Annotated in this window: 18 protein-coding genes; 1 reads left to right on the forward strand and 17 read right to left on the reverse strand. The window is 36.4% G+C overall.

Features of this window, described 5'->3' with window-relative positions:
• Window positions 1-564 precede the first annotated feature (564 nt).
• From buk to BXY64_RS12545, 17 genes are all read right to left on the reverse strand, one after another.
• Window positions 565-1641 (reverse strand): butyrate kinase, encoded by a 1077-nt coding sequence (gene buk, locus BXY64_RS12465; RefSeq protein ID WP_120240318.1) that lies wholly within the window; start codon window positions 1639-1641, stop codon window positions 565-567.
• 917 nt (window positions 1642-2558) lie between these two features.
• Window positions 2559-3896, reverse strand: coding sequence for a serine hydrolase domain-containing protein (locus BXY64_RS12470; RefSeq protein WP_120240319.1), 1338 nt, complete (start codon window positions 3894-3896; stop codon window positions 2559-2561).
• 341 nt (window positions 3897-4237) lie between these two features.
• A complete protein-coding gene (locus tag BXY64_RS12475) occupies window positions 4238-5545 on the reverse strand; it encodes an adenylate/guanylate cyclase domain-containing protein (protein ID WP_120240320.1) in 1308 nt (435 codons plus the stop codon).
• Window positions 5546-5563: 18 nt separating this feature from the next.
• Window positions 5564-6835 (reverse strand): cyclic nucleotide-gated ion channel, encoded by a 1272-nt coding sequence (locus tag BXY64_RS12480; RefSeq protein WP_120240321.1) that lies wholly within the window; start codon window positions 6833-6835, stop codon window positions 5564-5566.
• Between the two features lie 112 nt (window positions 6836-6947).
• Window positions 6948-8066: an ABC transporter permease gene (locus BXY64_RS12485; protein WP_120240322.1), complete on the reverse strand. Its 1119-nt coding sequence runs from the start codon at window positions 8064-8066 to the stop codon at window positions 6948-6950.
• A 17-nt stretch (window positions 8067-8083) separates the two neighbouring features.
• Entirely contained in the window at window positions 8084-9190 is a 1107-nt protein-coding gene (locus BXY64_RS12490) for an ABC transporter permease (RefSeq protein ID WP_120240323.1), read from the reverse strand.
• Window positions 9191-9207: 17 nt separating this feature from the next.
• Entirely contained in the window at window positions 9208-9954 is a 747-nt protein-coding gene (locus BXY64_RS12495; RefSeq protein ID WP_120240324.1) for an ABC transporter ATP-binding protein, read from the reverse strand.
• Window positions 9947-10873, reverse strand: a complete 927-nt coding sequence (locus BXY64_RS12500; protein ID WP_120240325.1) for an ABC transporter ATP-binding protein — start codon at window positions 10871-10873, stop codon at window positions 9947-9949. The genes BXY64_RS12495 and BXY64_RS12500 overlap by 8 nt, the downstream gene beginning before the upstream one ends.
• A gap of 6 nt (window positions 10874-10879) precedes the next feature.
• On the reverse strand, window positions 10880-11764 hold the full coding sequence (locus BXY64_RS12505) for an HlyD family secretion protein (protein ID WP_120240326.1): 885 nt from the start codon (window positions 11762-11764) through the stop codon (window positions 10880-10882).
• Window positions 11765-11767: 3 nt separating this feature from the next.
• Window positions 11768-13066 carry a TolC family protein gene (locus tag BXY64_RS12510; RefSeq protein WP_120240327.1) on the reverse strand — a complete coding sequence of 433 codons (1299 nt, stop codon included), beginning with the start codon at window positions 13064-13066 and terminating at the stop codon, window positions 11768-11770.
• Complete coding sequence (locus BXY64_RS12515; protein ID WP_120240328.1) at window positions 13063-13686, reverse strand: TetR/AcrR family transcriptional regulator; 624 nt, start codon at window positions 13684-13686, stop codon at window positions 13063-13065. Before BXY64_RS12515 ends, BXY64_RS12510 begins: the two co-directional genes overlap by 4 nt.
• 186 nt (window positions 13687-13872) lie before the next feature.
• Complete coding sequence (locus BXY64_RS12520; protein WP_170150649.1) at window positions 13873-16260, reverse strand: ABC transporter permease; 2388 nt, start codon at window positions 16258-16260, stop codon at window positions 13873-13875.
• Window positions 16261-16488: 228 nt separating this feature from the next.
• Window positions 16489-17739, reverse strand: coding sequence for a DUF1015 domain-containing protein (locus BXY64_RS12525; protein WP_120240330.1), 1251 nt, complete (start codon window positions 17737-17739; stop codon window positions 16489-16491).
• Between the two features lie 115 nt (window positions 17740-17854).
• Window positions 17855-18775, reverse strand: a complete 921-nt coding sequence (locus BXY64_RS12530; protein WP_120240331.1) for a 3-phosphoglycerate dehydrogenase — start codon at window positions 18773-18775, stop codon at window positions 17855-17857.
• 138 nt (window positions 18776-18913) lie between these two features.
• Window positions 18914-19990: a 3-phosphoserine/phosphohydroxythreonine transaminase gene (serC, locus tag BXY64_RS12535; protein ID WP_120240332.1), complete on the reverse strand. Its 1077-nt coding sequence runs from the start codon at window positions 19988-19990 to the stop codon at window positions 18914-18916.
• Window positions 19991-20419: 429 nt separating this feature from the next.
• A complete protein-coding gene (gcvT, locus tag BXY64_RS12540; protein ID WP_120240333.1) occupies window positions 20420-21523 on the reverse strand; it encodes a glycine cleavage system aminomethyltransferase GcvT in 1104 nt (367 codons plus the stop codon).
• 134 nt (window positions 21524-21657) lie between these two features.
• Window positions 21658-23412 (reverse strand): tetratricopeptide repeat protein, encoded by a 1755-nt coding sequence (locus tag BXY64_RS12545; protein WP_120240334.1) that lies wholly within the window; start codon window positions 23410-23412, stop codon window positions 21658-21660.
• Between the two features lie 289 nt (window positions 23413-23701).
• Here BXY64_RS12545 and BXY64_RS12550 point away from each other — a divergent pair, with 289 nt between their 5' ends.
• Complete coding sequence (locus BXY64_RS12550) at window positions 23702-24157, forward strand: Hpt domain-containing protein (protein WP_120240335.1); 456 nt, start codon at window positions 23702-23704, stop codon at window positions 24155-24157.
• Window positions 24158-24159: the final 2 nt, after the last annotated feature.

The raw sequence follows: 24159 nt of genomic DNA on the forward strand, positions 1-24159 counted from the left end.
AGACGCTTCGCTTTGTACCCTAAAGGGAACCGCGCACAGGACAAAGCCCCTTTAGGGGTTTGGGGTAATTTTGGCAATGTTTATCAAAAGGATTCACCCTTAACTTAATGACATTGCTCCTGAAGGAGAGGAAGTAGTCACTGGATGAAATAAAGTCGGTATTTGTTATTGGTGAAGCAGTGTTTCTTTCTCCTTAAGAGCCTATCCCGATGAATCGGGAAGAAAGATAGAATGAGGTATTTCTAATCACCTCACCTCAGTCCTCTCCTGAAGGAGAGGAAGTAGCCAGTAGATGAAGTAAAGTCTGTGCTTTTAATTGGTCAGGCACCCTCAGTGTAGCTGATTTCGTCGCAAAAAGCGAATTACTCCAAATCAACATGGCAGTTGCGACGAGTTGCTGTAGATAATCATACCTGGGGCCTTGCCCCAGGCTATAATGATTTGAGCCCTACAGGCTCTTCTTTTGTGTTCTTTGTGAAATCCCTTCGTTTGCTTTTGTGGTGAAACACAAAAAAAGCCCTCGGGATTACCGAAGGCTTTCTATATTAAGGTATATCTTTTCGATTATACGTATACTTTAGGCTCAATTTCGTTTCTAAGAACCATGTAACCGTTCATTGCAAGAGCTTTCATTTCATCCTCTCCAGGATAAACCACTACTGGTGCAATAAATGAAACCATCTCTTTGATGTAGTTCACCAAATCAGGGTTGTGAGCAATACCACCTGTCAAAAGGATTCCTTCTACTTCACCTTTCAATACTGCAGCCATTTCACCAATTGATTTAGCAACCTGGTATGACATTGCATCCTGAATCAATTTTGCTTTTGCATCACCATCTTTGGCTTTCAACTCGATCTCGTAAGCATCGTTTGTTCCCATGTGCGCTACCAATCCACCTTCTCCTTTGATCATCTTCTTGATCTCTTCAAGGGTGTATTCTCCGCTGAAACACATCTTTGCCAAAGCTCCTGTTGGCAATGAACCTGAACGTTCTGGTGAGAAAGGTCCTTCTCCGTCCAATGCATTGTTTACGTCAACTACTTTTCCTTTCAAGTGAGCACCAACAGAAATACCACCACCCAAGTGTGCTACAATTACGTTGATGTCTTCGTATTTTTTATCGATAGATTGAGCAAATGCACGTCCGATTGCTTTTTGGTTCAAAGCATGGAAAATAGATACTCTTTGGAATTCAGGGTGACCTGAAACTCTAGCTACATCAATCATTTCGTCAACCACTACAGGATCGGCAATGTAAGCTTTTGCTTTAGGCAAAGATTGTGCAATATTGTCTGCAATCAATCCTCCTAAGTTACTAGCGTGCTCTCCAAGAATACCCACTCTTAGGTCTTCCTTCAAACGATCGTTCACTTCATAAATTCCAGATTCGATTGGCTTAACCAATCCTCCACGACCAACTACAGCTTCAATTAGGTCAATTTGAATTTCTGCATCCACCATTTCTTTCATGATGATGTTCTTGCGAAATTCGAATTGCTCTGTTATCTGATTGAATTCTGCCAATTCTTCCGCGGTATGCTTGATATTTTTCAAGAAAACTGATTTATCACCTTGAAATACAGCAATTTTAGTAGATGTTGATCCGGGATTAATTGCTAAGATTCTACGAGTTTCCATTAGTTATAAAAGTATGTTTGTGTTTAAGTTGTAATTATTGAGTGCAAAAATATCAAACCAAATTAGAATTTAATAGGATTTACACAGTATTTACATGCAAATTTACAATTAAAATTGATTTTAAGTTACAATTTAATACCATTTTGAGCAAATCGTTTAATACCGATTAGTTGATTACCTCACCTCAATCCTCTCCTGAAGGAGAGGAAATAGTCGTAGATAAAATAAAGCCTGTGTTTTTATTTGCAAAGCGGTCTTTTAACACATGAAAATTAATAGAGCAAAATATTCCCTCGCAATTAAGCGAGTCATTTCATATCAGCATGGCAGTTGCGACGAATTGCAAAACCTAATCATACCTGGGGCCTTGCCACAGGCTATTAAGATTTGAGCCCTACAGGCTCTTTTTTTGACTTAGTCGGATGAAGCTTTAATGTAGAAGGACCTTTGTGATTGATCTTTTTAATCACCTCACCTCAATCCTATCCTGAAGCTACTCTTTATACACAATTCTATTCTCGAATATAATTCAACAAAGAAAAAGGTATGCAATCGTTTAATTTCTAGATTCTCCCCTTATAGGGGAGATGGCGACAGCCAGAGGGGTGCCTTTAGCATACAACACTTATTATTTCACCCTTTTGTCTGTCGACATTTTCCCTAAAAGGGAAAAACTCAACTTGCAAATGTATAGATGATTCACCATTATCTAATTAAAATAATGATTCCAAATTTGTGTATAAAGAATAGCTTCAGGAGAGGAAGTATCCCAGATGGAATAGAGAGCAATTGATATTCAGAATCTATCCTATTTTAAACACAGCACTAATGCCACAAGTACGAGTCCCGGAGACGCGTTCATTTCTCCTAGAGGAGAAAGATAGAATGAAGTGCAAAAAAAAAGCTGATTATAAAAATCAGCTCCACCCTTTATATTTTGGTAAGTTATCTAATGCCATTCGTTCTTGCCTTGCCTCGAAATGATTGAACAGGTCTTGATCAGGCCACTCTTTTACCGATCTCAATACTCTATTCATTAGAACACTCAAATCTCTTGTAAAGTCTGATCCACGCCAGGTAGATGAGTTGGTAACGATCACAAAGCTATATCCACCAACCTGGTGTTTCATCAATGCCGAAGATCCAGCCAACGTACCGGTTCTCCACCATGTTTTGGATCTTGTGCCCTTCCAACCAATCGGACTTTGTCCATTTTTATTTGGAGTAGTCATGTAAGCAATGCTTTTGCTCGATAGAATATCCGGATGAGCGTCATCCCCATCAATAGCCAATAGGAGCTTCATCAGTTCGGCTGCTGAAGCAACCCAACCTCCTGCGCCACCAAGCTCTTCGATATTGTTTCCACCATTCGATCTGAAAACGGTTTTTCCTGATCCATCGAATGCTGAAATCTTAATGGCATTGGATTGTTCGTAATATTTCACCTCATTCGGGTAATGATCCTCTTCCAGGTTTTTACCCAAATGCATATCGAAAACTCCTGCTGGATTCAACACATGAGCTTTTACATAGTCTTCGTAATTTTCACCAGATGCTTTTTCAACCACCTTTTCAAGCATTACATATCCCAGGTTGGAATAGCCTCCTCTACTTCCCGGGGTAAAATGCAATCTTCTTGATAGGGCAAACTGAATGGTTGTTTCAGCCGAAATAGGCGGTTTCACCTTCATTTTTTTAGCAATAGACAATGGCAAAAACATTGGATCGCCATACCTACTGGAATAACCTGCCGAATGTCTCAACAAGTGCTCTACCGTAATTCGCTTGGTTCTCTTGTCTCTAATATTGGTATAGATGGAGTCATTTAAAATTCCATGCTCTCCAAACACATAATCATCCAATTTAAGTTTTCCCTCTTCCTGCAATTTCATAATTGCCGTGGCAGTAATCAGTTTTGATACACTGGCAATTCTAAAAATGTGAGAAGGTTCAACTTTTACTTCATTTTCAATATCAGCGTATCCATAGCCTTTGGCAAACAAAAGCTTTTGATCTTTCACCACCGCTACCGTTGCACCAGCTACTTCCCATTTTCTTAGGAATCGCTTAATTAGGCGGTCAGCGCGAGCTGTTTCTACACTTTCTGAAAGATTATTTGAGATTCTGTGAGATACTGCCTCGATGCTACTATCGAAGGCCAGGACATTTGTTCCTTGTTTTGAGAAACTAAAATTCCGGTTACAAAAGACCAGAAATAATACTATAAGGAAAGAAAATATTCTTCTTATTACCATTCAAAAAAAATTCGTTCAACATGCACTTCCAACATCACAACTTATTCCAACAACAAGTTAACTTGTTCTTTTCTACTCAATTCGCTACAAAAATGTTTATATTTTTTCGAAATTCAATTCTAAATTAGAACCATTTTAAAAATAGCAATAATTTATTCATTAATCCTAAAATCAATTCATTTAATCATTAAAAAGTTTCTCTTTATACCAAGAGACTATAAGACATTAGCCTAATTTAGAATCAATATCAGCAATCAATTACGGTTAAAATCACAAACAAAGGCCATCGAAAATGTAATAACGATGGCCTTTATATATTATTTTACTTCCAATAGTATTTTTTAATTTTCCTTGCAAGAACAGTTCTCTCCTACCTGGTAGATATGGACCTGATCGTCGAATCCTTTTACCTGTACCTCACCCAAATCGGTAAAGCAACCTTTGCAATTCAGCATATCCACAAACTGACGACTTACCAGGAATTGTGTTTTAAAAGTTTTATTCAATTGCTCTATTCTGGAAGCCAGAATCACATTCTTACCGGCAATGGAAAACTGCTTTCTGATCTCGTTCCCAATATTTCCTGTAATCACCTCGCCCGAATGCAAACCGATTCCCACCTTTGTGGTACTACCATTCTGGTCTGTTCTTAGGTGATTAATGGCTTCCATAATCTCCAAACCTGCATTCAAAGAGTCTTTGGCATGATTTTCATTTTTTACCGCTATCCCAAAGGAGGCCATAAATCCATCACCCAAAATCTGGTGAATAATCCCATTGTTCTTTTCTATGATTCGAATAAGAGGATCGAATATGGCATTCTGAAATTCTATGGTTTCTTCCGGACTTTGATGATCGGCCATAACCGTAAAGTTTCGAATATCCAGGAACATGATTGAGCCAACCACTTTGTGCCCGATGGTTTCATTTCTGTGAACAATCAACTCATTGGCAACCCCTTTCGATAACTGCTGACCAAGCAAGGACTCAATTTCTTTCTGCTCTTCCATGCTGTTCAGGTAATTGTTAACCCTCTTTTTAATTTCATGTGCCACTACCCCTGCCACCAGGCCTCCCACAACCAGACCAACACTTCTCATTGTATAAATTTCCTTTAGTTGAGCCACATCCTGTTCGGTTTGAAGATAATTAATGCCCCAAAATGCAACTGAAAAATATCCTATCCCAGCTAGAAAACCAGCTCCTACCGAAACTTTAAAATCAAGATGCATTGCCGAAAGCATGAGTAACAGGAAATAAAACAGCAGCCCGTCATATTCCAATATTAAAAGAGAGTAATCGAACTTTACTGCGTTATACAACACAATGGCAGGCAAACCAAACTCCACCAGTATATTGATAATCAATATTCTTTTAGGAATCTGAATATTATTCTTAATGGCGTAACCCAATCGGAAATAAACCCCCAATTCGAATACACAGAACAACACCCACCAAAACACCAAGCTTCCAATGAATTGTTCTTGATTTAAGAAGTTACGCAACAGGCTTGGAGCCAAATAATGAAGAACCGGAAGAATCAAAGTACCAATAATAAAAAGGCCTAAAATGATTCCTACTCTTTTTCGCTCTATCCTTAAAAATTCGGGATGCAACAACTCATTAAAATGATCATGATGATGAAACATGGTGCTATAATTTATTCATTACATATACCTTTCTTGTCTTGACTTGGATTTCAGTCTTATTTTCTCAGCAATTTCAGGGTACATTTTCAATACCTTATCGAACTCTTTCTTTTGAAGTTCATACAAATCTGAATATCCTACTGATTTTACGGTTGCGGTTCTTGTTGTCTTTTTAAACAAGGCGATCTCTCCCATAAAATCACCTTTCTTCAAAAGTGTCAACTGTTTTGATTCATCCGCCGACAAAACTTTCAGACTTCCTTTTTGTACAAAAAACATTGAACTTGCAGAATCTCCTATTCGAAACAAATAATTTCCAGGAGTTAGGATTTTTGGACTAAGATATTGAGCGATATCTCTAACGAAATGATCATCCACAGATTCGAACAAGGGAATATCTTTTATAATGTTCTTTTTGAACTCTAACTGCAACTCATTTCTAAGTCCAAAAGGAAGTGCTTCCATCAATTCGGTTTCATCGTAACCCAATTTTTGTTTCCTTTCGTAGGTAAAGTAATCGCTAATTCTGTGCTCTAAATCTTTTGAAATGTGTTGATAGTGAATTAGTGCTCTTAGCTTTTCCATATTTTCTAAAAAGCGCTGTTCGGCAGGATCTTTCCTGGTAAAAATACTAACCACATTCCCCACAAGAAGAGCCAAAAAACCAACTCCTATAAACTGAAGAAAGATATTGTAGAGCATCTCGGCATTTCCATGCGGAACCACATCGCCATAGCCAACAGAAGTTAAAGTGGTTACCGTATAATAAAGTGCCCTTACATAATTGTCAACTTTAGTCAGGCTAGCTTCCATTCCATGTATCTGTATCCAAATACAAGCAAACCAGTGTGAAAATAAAAAAGCTCCAATCCAAAGCAAGCCAACAGAAATTCCGGTACTGTATCTTAAATTCCTGATTTGAAAATAGCGAGTTGTTCGAATTACTCTAACCCACTTGAACAATCTGAACAACTGAAATACAGGGTTCGAGAACATTACTGCATATGGCAATATTGCCAGTAAATCAGTAACAAAGAATTTACTGGATGAATAAGTATCCCAATAAACATCTTTTAAAAAGGCATGACTTTTTATACCTCGATATCGCAGAATGTTTACGATCAAGTCTAGGAAATAGAGCACAGATATAATCAAATCGAGAGTCTTGTACCATTCTAATCCTCTCAAATTAAAGAGGAAATCTAAAGGCATTAAACTCACTTGCAGCAAAACGGCTACAATGATCAAGATTCTCCAGGCAGAATTATAAATTGACTTAAAGTAGTTCACAGATATTTGGATTAGAGTTCTTCAAAATAAATTGAATCTTATGGATTGCTCCAGTAAAAATAGATAAAAGAGAACTATTAATCGGTAAATGGCATTGAGTTTCTATTTGAAGTCAGGCAACTTTTCGATGCATGTTCACCGCAATACTTACAACTGATACCGCAAATACCGTTAAAATTGCAATTTCATTAACAATGTCAAAAAATCCGGATCCTTTCAAGAGTATCATTCGAATTACCTTAATAAAATAGGCAATCGGATTTAAGATGTTTAAGGTCTGCCCCCATTCCGGCATACTTTCCACCGGCGTAAACAAACCGCTCATCAATAAGAATATCACCATAAAAAACCATGCAATAAACATTGCCTGTTGCTGCGTATTGGTCTGTGTAGATATCAGCAGTCCAAAGCCCAAAATGGCAATCAAATAAACAAAAGCAACCAAATAAATGAGCCATACGGATCCTAAAAAAGGAATCTTAAACAGGAAAGCAGCTATGCTTAAACCAATTCCCAATTCAAAAAATCCGATTACCAAAAATGGTATCAATTTGGCCAGTAGAAATTGTGACTTTCGAATTGGAGTTACATTGATTTGTTCGATTGTTCCGATTTCTTTCTCTCTTACCACATTCATTGCCGATAAGAACAAACCAATAACCGTAACCAATAACACAAGCAACCCGGGCAACATGTATGGAATGTATTTCATTTCAGGGTTAAACTGATGCAGGTAGCTTGATTGCACAAAATGTACAGGTGTTCCTGTGCCTACTTCTCTAACGCTTGCGCTTACTTTACGATTATAGTCCTGAATTACCGAGGAAATATATGCATTGTACAAACCAGCAGAGCTTGCATTAATCGCATTGATCAGTACCTGAACAGACGCTCCCTTTTTCAAATCAACTGATTTCCCAAAATCATTATTAAAAACCAGAATGGCATCAATCTTATCTTTATAGATTTCCTTTTCGGCTTCTTCAACCGAAAACCCAATTTCCTTTACCGTGAAAAAAGGGGACCCATTAAACTTGGAGATCAACTCACGAGAATGACTTGAAAGGTCTTTATCGACAATATAAAGATTCGTATTTTTCATGTCGTAAGTTGCAGCAAAAGACAAAACACAAAGCTGTAATATTGGCATCACAAAGATGATTGGCAACATGCTTTTGTTGCGAAAAATCTGTAAAAACTCTTTCTGTAATAGATATTTTAATACTCGCATAACTTTTTATTTCACCATTACTGTAATCTGATTTTAAACTTCTTAAGACTTAAACCAATAAACCCAAAGGTCATTGCAAGTAGTATCAAGGTTTCCTTCCATACATATTCCAATCCTACTCCTTTTAGCATGATATTTTTTAAAATCACGATAAAGTATTTGGGTGGAATGATATAACTGATCACTTGCAGGGGAACCGGCATATTTCTAATTGGGAATATAAAACCAGAAAGAATTATGGTTGGCAACATAAGCACAAACATCGAAAGCATCATTGCAACCTGTTGACTTTTGGCGACTGTGGATATAAATATCCCAATTGACAAGGCTAAAAATATAAACAGCACACTTTCGGCCATTAATAAGGTAAAACTACCAAGAACTGGTACTCCAAACACAAAGTACCCCATACCCACAATCACCAGGGCATTAATAAATGACAAAGCCAGGTAAGGAGTTACTTTTCCAAGTATAATTTGTAATGGATTCAAAGGAGAAACCAATAATATTTCCATTGTACCTAGCTCTTTTTCCCGAGCAATGGAAATGGAAGTCATCATGGCAGATACCAACATTAAAATGGTAGCCATTATACCTGGAATAAACATGAAAACACTTTCGAGGTTGGCATTAAAATACATTCTGGAATTTGCTTGAATCGAACTTGGTAATTGTTTGTCCTGATTGATTTCCACATTGTAGTTTTGCAAAATCCCTTGCAAATAACTCACCTCTAAATTTGCAGTATTCGGATCTGAAGCATCGGTTAGTATCTGTACATTAGCTTTGGAATTCTTGACTAATTTCTTTCCAAAATCGGGTTCGAATACTAAAATTAACTTTACATCTCCTTTTCTAAAAATAACATCGGCCTGCTCAATACTCTTTAAGTTATTGCTTAGCTGAAAATAGCCCGAGGATGTAATTTTGTTGATTATTTCAGCTGTATATTCATCCTTGGAATGATCGAGAACTGCCATTTTCACATCCTTTAAGTCTGTATTAATTACATATCCAAAAAGCATGATCTGCACGATAGGCATTCCAAACAAAATAAGCATAGACCGCTTATCGCGGAAAATATGATAGAATTCTTTCTTTAAAAATCCGATAAATCGATTCATTACTTCTAATTTTTAATCTACTCTACATTTGTAGCCGTTCGAGCCAAAGCCAAAAACACCTGATCCATATCTACAGCATTAAAATCTTCCTTCAATTTGGCTGGTGTATCCAATGCTTCTATTTTTCCATCCACCATTATCGATACCCTATCGCAATATTCCGCTTCATCCATATAATGGGTGGTCACAAAAATTGTAATTCCCTCTCGCGATGCCTCATAAATTAAATCCCAAAACTGTCTTCTTGTAACCGGATCAACCCCTCCTGTTGGTTCATCCAGAAATACAATTTCGGGATCATGAAAAATGGCAACCGAAAATGCTAACTTTTGCTTCCATCCAAGGGGCAAAGAACTGATGCGTTTATTTCGTGCGTGCTGCAAATCCAGTTTCTTTAACAAATCATCAGCTTTACGATGAATCACCTCCTTTGATAATCCATAAATACCACCATAGAATCTGATATTTTCAAACACTGTTAAGTCTTCGTACAAGGAAAACTTTTGGCTCATGTAACCAATATTTCTCTTCAATTGCTCACGCTGCTTGTATACATCGAAGCCAGCAACACTAATTTCACCTGAAGTAGGATAAGACAATCCGCATAATATTTTAATGGCTGTGGTTTTTCCTGCTCCGTTTGCTCCTAGAAAACCAAAAATCTCACCTTTAGAAACCTCGAACGACAAATTGTTGTTTGCAGTAAAATCGCCAAATTTCTTACAAAGATTTTTAACCTTTATCACCTTAACATCCTTATTCATATCCGTCTGCTTTTGTGCTCAATGCCATGAAACAATCTTCAATTCCTGGCTTTACATGCTCTATTTCCAAGTGCAAATGACCTTTACTTTTTAGGTAGGAGTTGACTTCTTCCAATGAAAATTCTTTTCGTACATCGGTATAATGCAAAGTTTGACCGAATAGAAAAACCGAGTTTGTAAATTCAAATTCTCTTAAATCGAGTAAGCATTGGTAGTTATCATCACTTTTAATTGCATACAGTTTTCGTTCGAACTGATCCACTATTTCCTGTGGTGTATTCACTTGCAGAATTTCGCCATCTTTAATCAAGGCAACTCTTTCACACAAGTTTGCTTCATCCATATATGGGGTTGCAACTACAATTGTAATTCCTTTTGATTTTAAATTCTTTAGCATTTGCCAGAATTCACTTCTCGATACCGCATCAACCCCAGTGGTTGGTTCATCCAACAACAGTACTTTAGGCTGATGAATTAATGCACAACACAAGGCGAGTTTCTGTTTCATTCCTCCCGAAAGGTTGCCTGCAAGGCGATCTTTGAATGGCTCTATTTGCACCCAGATATCATGAATCATGTCCATATTGTCTTCGATTCTCGTATCAAATACCGTGGCAAAGAACTCAAGGTTTTCGATTACACTTAAATCCTGATACAAAGAAAATTTCCCTGGCATATATCCCAATAAGTTTCTGATTTGCTTATAGCCTTCCACTATATCAATATCACACAAGCGAGCACTTCCTATATCTGGCAATAGTAATGTAGCAAGTAATCTAAAGAGAGTTGTTTTTCCGGCTCCATCAGGCCCAATTAAACCGAATAGTTCCCCCGAATTTATATCTAAATTAATACCCTTAAGTGCCTGAACACTTCCGTATGTTTTAGATAGGTTTTCTATGCTAATACCTGCATTCATAATCAATTAGAATCTAATTTCACCTGGCATACCAATCTTTAGTCGCCCATCGTTTACAACTCTTACTTTTAATGCATAAACCAATTTTACCCGCTCTTGTTTTGTTTGAATAATTTTAGGTGTAAATTCCGATTGAGATGATATCCAGGTAATTTCTCCTTCCAAACTTTCATTCTCATCAGCATTTTTATCAATGATCACCTTCACTTTTTGACCGATTCTCACGCTTGAAAGCTGATCTCCCGAAATGTATGCTCTCAAATCCAAGGATCTTAGATCTGCCAATTTGAACAGTGGAGTTCCTGCATTCACCATTTCGAATGGTTCCTTATATTTTTCAAGTACTGTAGCAGCCTCTGGAACCATAATTTTACTCTTCGCAATCAGATCATTAATGGACTCTATTTGTCTGTCTAAGCTTTCAATATTTCCCAACACTTTGGCATTTTCGCTTTGTACTGATTTTATTTGCTTTTCAACAACCTGAATGTTTCCGTTAATATCATCTACTTCTTTAACCGAAACTGCTTCATCGGCATACATTTTATCAATTCGTTGTTTGTCTTTTTGCAATAGAACCAACTGCTCCTTGTAAACATCAATTCTGGATATGATATTTTGAATTCCAGATGCTATTGACTTGCGCTGTGCCTTTAACTGCTCTTTTTTCAGAAACAGTTGAGCGGTATCGATATATCCTACTAAAGTTGGTTCGTTAAATACATCTCCTTCTTTAAGATTCAAGCCCATTATTTTCCCTGAATTTTCTGCAGAGATCATGTAATCTACAGCTTCGAAATTACCATATGCATCCGATAGCTGATCTCCATTATTACATGCGCTAACCAACATCGCAATTATCAATCCGATATATAATTTTATTTGTCTCATTTTCTATCTAATTTCAGTTTTCCCTAATATTCTTTTGTATTCAGCAATGGACTGGCTCAGTTGAATTTGATGATATTCCCTGTTCAGTTTGGCCTGTATTTCCTTGTTTAAATCTTCCAGGTAATCACTGGATGTGATCACACCATTGTCAAGTTGAGAAGAAGAAGTTTTGGTCACCTCTTCCTGAAGGCACACAATTGCATCATCCTGTTCCAGTAATATTTTGAACTTAGATATGTTATTGACCTCCGTGCGCAATTCAACCATTTGATTCTTCTGAAAACTTGATCGTTGAGTTGACACAATTTCCTTTTGCAATTGATACTTTCTTTGATTTCTTTTGCTCGATTTCCAGTCAAAAATGTTCCAGCTCAATTTTGCGCCAAGCATATAGTAGCTGTCAAAATCATCATTTAATTGATTGTATCCTGGCTGACCATATCCCAACTGACCAAAAGCGCTGATTACTGGAAGCCTGTCTTTTCTGGTGATTTCCATCTTCTCATCCAGCAATAAGTTTTGCCCTTCGAACAATTTGTACTCTGGCCTCTCTTCTGAAAGTTCATTACCCAGTTTAAATTGTCCGATCTCTTCTTTCACACCAATGGCTTCAATATCGAACTTTTCAATCCTATTCATCAACTCGGCCAGGCTTTCCAGGCTTGTTCTTTCGGCAAATTCTATTTCTTTTTCCTGCTGTTGAATGAGCAACAGTTCCGATTCCAGCACTTTGGAATTAAAAGCAGGCATTACACCATTTTTCACAACCGATTGCACCTGTTGCAAACGTGCTGCAATACTTTTTCTTTTCTCCTCTAAAACCTGTTTGCTTTGCCTTAGCAGCAGAATGCTAAAGTATGCATCGTTCACACGCTCTCTAAGCTCATACATTCTGACTTCCAAATCAATCACTTCAAGCTCTGCAGACAATTGCTCCAGTTTCACCTGACTTTTGATCCTACCACCATTGTAAATCAACTGCTCAACATCCAGATTCAGGGAAATTTGTTCCTTGGGTGCACCAAAAGAATTTGGTCCTGCAAGCGGACTGCTGGTTACATCAGACTGGTAACTCATTTTTCCATTGGCATACAATTGGGGCAAAAAGGCAGTTTTTAAATTCTCAACACTTAATCCCGATTGTTCACGTAACAAATCTTTTCCTTTTACCAAAGGATAATTTTGCTGTACTATTTCCTGAATTTGCTCCAAACTTAATATGCTATTCTGTCCAAAGCCTATATTCATATATACAAAGCACATCAGGAATAAAGCACATTTTTTATACGATTTCATTTTCATACTGATTGGATTTTTATGGATTGAATTACAAAATCAGCAACATGATCGGCTCTTTTCTTTAAGACTTCTGTCACATCCTCATCAGGGTACAGGATTTCCCCGGCAACTGGTCGGCTGACAATTGGAAATATGCACAAACTCATGATATTCCATAACAACTCCCTGGGGTCGATTGGCCTTATTTTACCTTCTCTAATATACTGCTGGATTTGCATCCTGGTTTTTTCCTTGGCTTCCACCACTCCTTCGAACTTCATCAAACGTAAAAAGCGGTCAGGATTGGCACTGGCCTCATTCAAAACAAAAATTGGAATAAATGGATATTCAATTAAGACTCCATAGTAATGGTGACACAGATTCCTGATTTTTGCAAACAACTCCGAATCATCAGCTAAGAAAGAAGCCATAGGCCCCAACAATTTGCGAATTGCCCCTTCAAAAACCTGCTCGAATAATTTTTCCTTATTTCGATAATAATAATGCAAGAGTGCTTTATTAATACCAGCGGCATCAGCAATTTCTTGCATACGAGCACCCGCATAACCTTTTTGGGCAAAAATATCCTTTGCTGTTTTCAATATTAACTCCTGCGTTTCTTCTGACTTTTTATTCTCTTTCATACTTTTTTAACCATTTGGTTAATTCAATTATCAAAAATAAACCATTCGGTTTAACCGTTTGGTTAATGCAAATGTAGAACATTTAAATAAAGATCAAAACAATTTATACTTTTTTTAACCAAATGGTTAAAAAACAAAAAAAAGAACTCTATCTGTTTAGAGTCCTTTCTTAATTATAGTTCTGTATTATTCGTATCGAAGTGATTTTATGGGATTTGCATTGGCTACTTTTACTGAATGTCCGCTTACCGTTAAAATTGCCAATAGTAAGGAAATACTTAGTGCAATCAAGAAATAATACCAAGGAAAATCTATTCTATACACAAAGTTCGACAGCCAATTTTGCATTGCATAATAACTTAATGGCCAAGCAATCACATTTGCAATAATTACACTCACACATAAATTTTTACTCAATAATACAATTAGATTCATCTCGGTACCACCAAGTACTTTCCTAATTCCTATTTCCTTTACACGTTGTTGCATTTCAAAAGAAACCAATCCCAACAAGCCCAATAAGGCAATAATAAATGCTAAGATGGTAAAGGATGTTAAGATATTGGCAACTCTTACCTCTCCTTTGAACAACGTATTGAAATCAGCATCTAAAAAGAAATACTCAAATGGTTCTCCTTTGGTCATTTTCATCCAAATTTTCTTCACCATTTTCATACCTCCCATAATATTATGCTGCTTCAGTTTCACCAACATATATCTTTGATGATATTGAGGTGTATAAGTCAAAAACATTGGCAGAATTTTATCTCTCATCGATTCAAAATGGAAATTTTTCACCACCCCAACTATTTCGATTGGTGTACGTCCGGCATCAGAGATGTTAGGTCGATACACATTCCTTCCTACAGGACAATCGGTATAGCCTAAGGCATGTATTGCCGCCTCATTGGCAATAAAAACAGAAGTGTCGGCCAATCTATCTTTGTCGAATTTTCTTCCATCCTTCAGTTTTAAATCCAACAAATCAACAAAGTTTTCATCTACATGCATCAAGCGGAAATTGATCATCTCCTCATTACTGGCTCCCTCTCTATACATCGACCACCCATTTGTTCCACGTCCAGGCACCATTCCTGAAAAAGAAACATTTTCAACTCCTGAATATTTAAAGAGCATTTCCTTTATGGTTTCCTTTTCTTCTGCATCAAAGGTATAAGCACGATCAACCACCATGATTCTTTCCTTCTCAAATCCCAACTTCTTGTTTTGCATGAAATCAACCTGCTCTTTCATTACAAAGGCAGAAATTAATATTCCAATGGCAACTGTAAATTGGAACACCACTAAGGAAGCTCTAATCCTCTGCCCAATCTTTCCTTTCCTGACTTCTCCTCTCAGAATACTCATCACCCTAAATCCCGATAAGGAAAGTGCCGTATATGTTCCAGCAAAAAGGACAACAAACAATATTACTCCCAACACAAACAACAAGTAATCAGGTTGCCACAATAAAGAAGAGGAAATATTTTTCTTGGCAATCATATTAAACGATGGCAACATCAATTCAATTAGAAAATAGGACAATATGCCTGCAAACACCGTCATTATTAATGTTTCAGCATAAAACTGCAACATTAACATCTCTCTACTGCTACCAAAAACCTTTCGAACACCAACTTCATTGGCCCTTGTAAATGATCTTGCTGTAGTAAGATTGAGAAAGTTTACACAAGCCAATAACAATATAAAAAAAGCAATTGCCGAAAAAATATAAATGTATTTGATATCACTTATTGGCTCTATTTGACCATCTGTAGTAGAATAAAGATAAATCTTTTCAAGTGGCTCTAAGTAATAGTTAAATTCATTTCCTGATTTTTCCCATTCATAAATATCAATACCAAGTATGCTTTTTAGCCTTGGTCCCATATATTTTAAGGTAAAATCTCTGAATTTCGCTTCCAGTTCCTTATAATCTGTTCCTGGTTCCAATAAAAAATAGGCTTGCATATAATCACTAAACCAATCATCTGCTTCTTCAGCACTCAATTTCAAATTGCAAACCAAATTGTAATGAAAGTGAGAATTTTCAGGTATATCCTCTACTACACCTGTCACCGTGTAAAGAGTCTTTTCTCCCATCCGAATAAGCTTACCTAATGGATTGGAATTGCCAAAATATTTTTTAGCTGTAGTTTCTGTAATGACTATATTCCCAGAACCATGCAATGCAGTCTTAGGGTCACCATAAATAAACGGTCGATCGAACACTTCGAAAAAGGTGGAATCTGTCCTTAACAATTTATTTTCTACAAACTGCTTATCTTCATATGAAAAAAGAACATTACTCCTAAAATGTGTTCTAACCGCATATTTGACTTCTGGAAAATCGGATTGTGCAGCAGGTGAAAAAGGAGCACATATGGAGTTATAATCTGTTTTTCTTTCACCCATTTTAGCTCTGGTTGCAACACGATATATATTCTCCGATTGAGAATAAAACTTATCATAACTCAATTCATCCTGAACAAACAGGTAAATCAAAAACACACAAGCTAGTCCAATGGCTAAACCAACAACATTTATAAAGGAATATCCCTTATATTTCTTCATATTGCGAAATGCAACCTTAAAAAAATTCAAAATCATCACACGTAGATTAAGGTTATGTCTTTCGATTATCAATCAATATGCCACCTAATGTAACAAGCTTACTTACTGACCGATGCTTCCAACCTCTCATTCCTCACTGTGTTCGTATACGCACATTTAATTTTCGATTATGGACAAAAAAAGAAGGAATGCAAATGCATTCCTTCTTCTAATATAATGTGATTCAAATTAGTCTAATTTGTGAATCAATAAACCTGAACGAAGCTTAGGCTCGAACCAAGTTGTTTTAGGAGGCATGATGTTACCAGTATCAGCAATATCAATTAATTGCTGCATAGATACTGCGTACAATGCAAAAGCAGCTTTCATATTACCGCTATCTACACGTTTCTTCAACTCACCTAATCCACGGATACCACCAACAAATTCTGCACGTGTAGTCGTACGAAGATCTTTGATATCAAGAAGGTTATCAAGAACATGGTTAGATAAGATCGTTACATCAAGAACACCAATCGGATCCTTATCATCGTAAGTACCTTCCTTAGCGTTCATTTTGTACCACTTGCCTTCTAAATACATAGAGAATTCGTGTAATTTAGCTGGCTTGTAGATTTCTTCACCCATGCACTCTACTTCAAAAGTAGCTTCCAATTTAGCCAAGAACTCTTCAGCAGTCATACCATTTAAATCCTTAACTACACGATTGTAGTCAATAATCTTCAATTGGTTATCTGGGAAGTGTACTGCCATGAAATAGTTGTACTCCTCATCACCTGTGTGATTTGGATTTTTAGCAGCAAACTCATCACCAATACGAGCAGCAGCAGCTGTTCTGTGGTGACCATCAGCTACGTAAGTTGCAGGAACTTTAGTTGCAAACAACTCTTCCAACTCTTTGTTAGTAGCAGGATCGTTTACTGGCCAGAAATGGTGACCGAAACCATCTTCAGCAACGAAATCGTAAGTAGCTTCTTCGTTTTTAACGATATTTTCTACGATAGCATCGATTTCAGGTACAGCTTTGTATGAGAAAAATACAGGTTCAAGATTAGCCTCAACATAACGAGTTAAAATCATACGATCTTCCTCCTTATCCGGACGAGTTAACTCGTGCTTTTTAATTACACCAGTTTTGTAATCTTCACATGCAGCGTTAGCAACGATACCGTACTGAGTACGTCCGTCCATTGTTTGAGCATAGATATAGAATTTAGCTTCTTCATCTTGCTTCAACCAACCTTTTTCTTGCCACAAGTTAAAGTTAGATACTGATTTTTCATATACTTCTTCAGAGTGAACATCAGTTCCTGCAGGACAATCAATCTCTGCTCTTGTAATGTGTAGTAAAGAACACTCTTTACCTTCAGCCATTTGAGCAGCCTCTTCTGAATTCATTACGTCATATGGAAGACATGCCAAATCCTTAGCGATATCTTGAGTAGGGCGCAAGCCTCTGAATGGTTTTACTATAGCCATCGTTAATATGTTTTTGTTGTGTTGTTAATTATCTTGATGAAATCGTTTGCTTACAATTTCATAAAAAAGGAAACAAGGTAAACTGTTCTTGTCCCCTGCTTCCTTTTTATATTATCTAGTTTACTTTATAAGTAGTATCTCCCTTTTCGATACAGTTCACAATTTGATTTGCACCAGCAATACCTGCATTGATATTTGCTTCAGCAGTTTGTGCACCCATCTTTTTAGGAGTAAAGAAGAAACGGCCTTCAAATTTAGCAGCAATCTCATCTTTACAATCAGGAGCGATATCAGAAATGTATGCGAAGTCTTTACGATCTTCCATCAATTTCATTAATCCTTCTTCATCAATTACTTCTTTACGAGCAGTATTTACCAAGATTCCCCCTTCTGGCATCTTGTTCAACAAGTCGTAGTTAATTGATTTTTTAGTCTTGTCGTTAGCAGGAATATGCAAAGAAATATAGTTACAAGTACTATACAATTCTTCTACAGATTCAACAACCTTAACTCCATCAGCTTCGATTGCTTCTTTAGCTACAAATGGATCGAAAGCCAAAACTTCCATTCCAAAGCCTTTCGCAATTTCGCCAACGTAACGACCAACGTTACCATAAGCATGGATACCAATTTTCTTACCTCTAAGCTCAACACCAGCTTTTCCGTTGTAACCATTTCTTGCCAAGAATACCATCATTCCTAACACCAACTCAGCAACAGCGTTTGAATTCTGTCCTGGAGTATTCATAGCTACAATTCCTTTTTCAGTACAAGCTTCTAGGTCAATGTTATCGTACCCTGCACCAGCACGAACGATAACTTTAAGATTTTTAGCAGCCTCAATAACTTCACGTGTAGCCTTATCACTTCGGATAATCATAGCATCTACGTCAGCTACAGCAGCCAATAGATCAGCCTTATCAGTATAAGATTCCAACAAAGCCAACTCGTAACCTGCGCCTTCCACAACTTCTCTGATACCATTAACGGCGGCAGGAGCAAAAGGCTTTTCGGTTGCAATTAATACTTTTGTCATTTTATTTGAAAATTAGAATTAAAAAAATAAAATGTCATTGCCAGCCAAATCGAAGTAATTCAAACGAATTACTTTAGTCGTTCCTCATGCATCTGAATGACGAAAAGCAGGAAATAAATCCTGCTCATCTAGATTTAATTATTTTACGTGTAACGCTTCAAATTCTTTCATGCAGTCAACTAAAGCTTGTACACTTGCTTTTGGTAATGCATTGTATGTAGAAGCACGGAAACCACCAACAGAACGGTGTCCTTTAATACCAGACATACCTCTTTCAGTTGCGAATGTGAAGAATTCTTTTTCAAGTTCTTTGTACTCATCAGCCATTATGAAGCAAATGTTCATTAATGAACGATCTTCTTCGTTAACAACAGTACCTTTGAACATTGGGTTACGATCAATCTCATTGTAAAGAACTGCCGCTTTTTCTTCATTCATCTTCTGCATTGCAGCAACACCACCTTGTTCTTTGATCCACTTCAAAGTTTGAAGAGCAGCAAATACAGGAACTACAGGCGGAGTATTGAACATTGATTCTCCTTTAATGTGAGTTCTGTAATCTAACATTGTAGGAATCTGACGGTCAACCTTACCTAAAATTTCATCTTTAACAATCACAAAAGTAACACCTGCAGGAGCAAGGTTCTTTTGAGCACCACCATAAATCAATGCATATTTTGATACATCAACCGGACGAGAGAAGATGTCTGATGACATATCAGCTACCAATGGAACATTGATATCCATATCCTCTTTAATCTCAGTACCGTAAATGGTATTGTTAGTAGTAATGTGGAAATAATCCGCATCAGCAGGAATTTCATATCCTTTTGGAATGTAATTGTAAACAGCTTCTTTCGAAGATGCTACTTCTACAACCTCACCAAAAAGGTTAGCTTCTTTTTGAGCTTTGTTTGCCCATGCACCTGTATTAAGGTAAGCAGCTTTTTTTCCCATCAAGTTGTAAGGAATCATGCAGAACTGAGTAGATGCACCACCACCTACGAACAATACTGAATATCCTTCAGGAATGTTCAATAATTCTTTGAACAATGCAATAGCTTCATCCATAACAGCTACGAATTCTTTGCTACGGTGAGATACTTCCATAACAGAAAGACCTGTACCAGCAAAATTTTTGATAGCTTCAGCAGTTTTTTCTACTGTAAAATCTGGAAGGATTGAAGGGCCTGCAGAAAAGTTGTGTACTTTCATTTTTTCAAACGTTTTAAATTTTTGTATTATTCCATATCCTGAGGCAAATTTGCAAATAAAAATTTATTTAGAAATGATTTTAGTTCTTAATTTCTATGTTTTTCAACAAAAAAATAATCATTTCCACCCCCTTCATATAGATTAATATTTACAGCCTGAAAAACAGTAATTTAACCCACAGAAAATATTTTGTTTTTGTTCTCCTTTTTGTCAAGTTGATGGCAATATTTCGAATTATTGATACTTTCTGATAGGACAACATGAGATTTATCACTCCAAGAAAGCTCATAAACTGTCAGATTTACCTCTTCACCTGCTCAAAAGAGAGGAACAAATGTAAGAATTTATGTTATAACTCTCTTTCTATTTTCACAAAAAAAGCAGATACTTTTACAAGTACCTGCTTTTAATATATCTCGAAATTGAAAATTATCCTTTATAGAAAGGGATTTTAACAATTTTTGCTTTAAGTGCTTTTTTACGTACACGGATGAAGATTTCAGTATCTGCTTTGTAAAATCCTTCTTTTACATATCCCATACCAATTGCTTTGTTTACCATTGGAGCCATTGTACCAGAGGTAACCTCTCCAATTTCGTTTCCTTCAGCATCTTCAATCTTGTATCCTTGACGAGGAATACCTCTGTCAATCATTTCAAAACCTTTTAGTCTACGCTTAGGTTTTTCTTCTTTTTGTTTTTCGAAGAATTCACGATCGATAAAATCGTTACCATCAACAAATTTAGTAATCCAACCTAAACCTGCTTCAATTGGCGTGTGATTGTCATCGATATCATTTCCATATAGGCAGAAACCAACTTCAAGTCTTAAAGTATCGCGAGCAGCTAAACCAATTGGCTGAATACCGAACTCTTTTCCTGCTTCCATAACAGCATTCCAAAGTTTCTCACCATCTTCGTTTGCTACGTAGATTTCGCATCCACCAGAACCAGTATAACCAGTTGTAGAGAAAATAGCATTTTCGATTCCAGCTACAGTAGCTTTCTTGAAAGTGTAATATTCCATGTCTTCAACAGGAACATCAACAATTTTCTGCATTGCTTTAAGAGCTAATGGGCCTTGAACTGCAAGCTGACAAATTTCATCAGAGGCATTGTACAACTCCTTGCCAACTTCCATACCCATTTCTTCTGCATTCTTACAACACCAGTTCCAGTCTTTCTCAATGTTTGCAGCATTAACTACCAAAAGATAAGTTTCTTCATCAATTCTGTAAACCAACAAATCATCTACGATACCGCCATCTCCATTTGGAAAACAACTATACTGTACTTTTCCATCAGATAAAGCAGCAACATCATTTGTTGTAAGCTTTTGAACAAAACTGAAAGCCTTTGGTCCTTTTACCCAAAACTCTCCCATGTGAGATACATCAAAAACACCTAGTTTTTCGCGAACACAAACGTGTTCATCTTTAACTCCAGTGTATTCAATTGGCATGTTATAGCCTGCAAATGGTGCCATTTTTGCACCTAGTTCTTCATGAAAACTAGTGAAAGCTGTTCTTTTCATTGTATTTTGTATTTAAGGCAGTCGGTACTATTTTTTTTAGCTTATCGAATACCTAAGAAAAATTGTGAATTATGTATGTGTTATTGTTAGTGCAAATGTAAAAAATTTTCTTAGATAACAGCCGAATCCTTACATTACTTTACCCCTCCTGTTTTCTTTGCAATTCCTAGGCGGTATCCACCTTTAAATATCACGACAAAAGCATCGTGAACGCCACATGAATCACGATATTCGGCAGCTTCGTCAAAGGTTTCAAAACCTCCAATGGTATACTTGTGCCAACCTTCCACAAACAAGTGTTCTATAACATCTCCACCTCTATATCTCTGAAATAAATCTTTTGGTCCCATTTCCTTTTTGCAGGCAGCAATTTGAACTCTATAAACAAAATCTTCTTGCACCAGTTCTTCTTTCATTCTTATTTCTTCAATTACTTCAGGCTGCTTCTTTACTGGAATATCCGGAACCACTGCAGGTTTAGTCATTACAGGAACACTCATTTTTTCGTTCTTCAGTTCATTTGGAACCTCTTGAATGCTTACTTGCTCTGCAAGGATAACAGGTTCTTCAATTTTTTCAAGAGCCTCCTTTTCCCTGTAGATATCAAAACCTCCTACTCCCCCATATCTTTCCGAAGCAAAATAGAATCGACCAGTTTCATCTTCAAAATATGTAATATCGTTATCGGTACTGTTTATTGGAAATCCTAAATTTTGAGGTCGCCCCCACTGTCCAGACTCCTTTCTTTCACTCTTGAAAATATCATAACCTCCAATGGAATTATGTCCTTTAGAACTGAAATACAAACTTTTTCCATCCTTAGTAAGGAAAATATCACTTTCATCGAATTCGGTATTAATATCTCCTCCAATATTCATTGGTTTCGACCATTTTCCATTCTCCTCTTTTATGCAGTAATAAATATCACAATTCCCAAATCCACCTTTTCTATTACTTATAAAGTAGATTTCATTGTCATTACCGCCTATACACACCGAACTTTCTCTGGATTTATTCTCATTTATAAACTTTAAAGCTTTGCCTTTTCCCCATTTGTTATTTAAAGATTCTGCAAAATACACATCTCCATTTCCTTCTCCTCCAAGATATATTATAGGAACCTCATTTGTAAAAGACATTAAAGCAAGGTTGGATTTACTTGGAGTATTTACCGATACACTGTAAATTTTTCCAGTGGTATCTTGTGCAAAAATTTTCTCATAAAACTTTTGGTCTTCCAATGATCTAGATTTCTTCACACCTCCCCTTCTTGAACTAAAATAGAAATCACTTCCACCCCATACAGGCTTATATTCATCATATGCTGAATTCACACCTATCATCAACTCAACTTTCAAATCAGAAGTATTATTTAAAAGTTGCTTTCCATTTTTACACTCACTAATTCGCTTTTCGCTTAATGCTATTAACTCTTTTTTGTCTTTGTAATTGTTCTGCTGTATTAATTCAATATTGATTTTAAATTGCACAATTGCCTTATCAAAATCATTACAATATTGATATGCTATTCCAAGTAAAAAGTGAATGTCTTCGCTAATATCTGCATTTAGTTTTTGTGCAGATTTTAAATATGTCAAAGCCTCATTTCTTGGTCCTGCAATCAAATAACAAACGCCTAAATTATAATTTAATTCTGCATTTTTTGAATTCAATTGATATGCCTCTTTTAGTAATGGGATGGCCTGCCTCACAAAACCTTCACCTTTTTGTTCCAGTCCTATGGCATGTAGAATATTCTTATAGGCAGGTTTTCTTTCCTTATCTCCTTCGAGATACTCTGATTTTTTAACATTCAATAAATCCTGAGCCTGAATAGAGACATAAAAAGTAAGCAGAAAAATAGATAGGATAGTAAATTTCCAATTCATAGAGATTAGTAGTTTGTTAACAATTCGTGTATTCTAGGTAATAGTTGCAAATTTAAATTTTCTATATACTATTACTGATTATAAAACAAAATGTTTCCCAAAAAGAGAAAAGTCGAATAAAACATCCATTAAATAACAGAATTTTACACCTCTACTGAAACCTTTAACAGATAGGTAATTTGAAAATAAATTAGTATCATTGCAATATTATATGAAGTAAAAACCATACAGATTTACAGGGCTTTTAAAATACTCCTGCTAATTTGTGATTATTATTTTATCCTGCAGAATGACTCAAGGAGAACAACTCACCGATTTATCCTATTTAAAGGAAATGTCTGGAAACGACAATAGCATTATCGAAGAAATGATCGAAATATTTATCGAACAGATTCCGGAATTTACAGAAGAGGTTACAAACTATTTTGAAACTCAAAACTGGGAAGGATTAGGAGCTGTTGCCCACAAAGCAAAATCATCGGTTCGAACAATGGGAATGGATAGTATTGGAGATTGTTTGGAACAATTAGAGCATTTCTCAAAAGGAAACCTTAAATTTGAGTTACAGATAAAAAAAGAAAAGGGTATTGAGTTAAGTCCTAAAGATGAAAAGAATTGGAGTAATGTGATGCACGAAACGACTAATGATGTTGAAATGAAACACATTCCTGACTTGGTTGAGTGTTTTCTTTCAAAGTGTCCGCTAGCCGTTGACGAACTTAAATCAAACCTAAAAAAACTTTAAAC

Origin of the sequence: Marinifilum flexuosum (assembly GCF_003610555.1) — a bacterium.
Classification (GTDB): domain Bacteria; phylum Bacteroidota; class Bacteroidia; order Bacteroidales; family Marinifilaceae; genus Marinifilum; species Marinifilum flexuosum.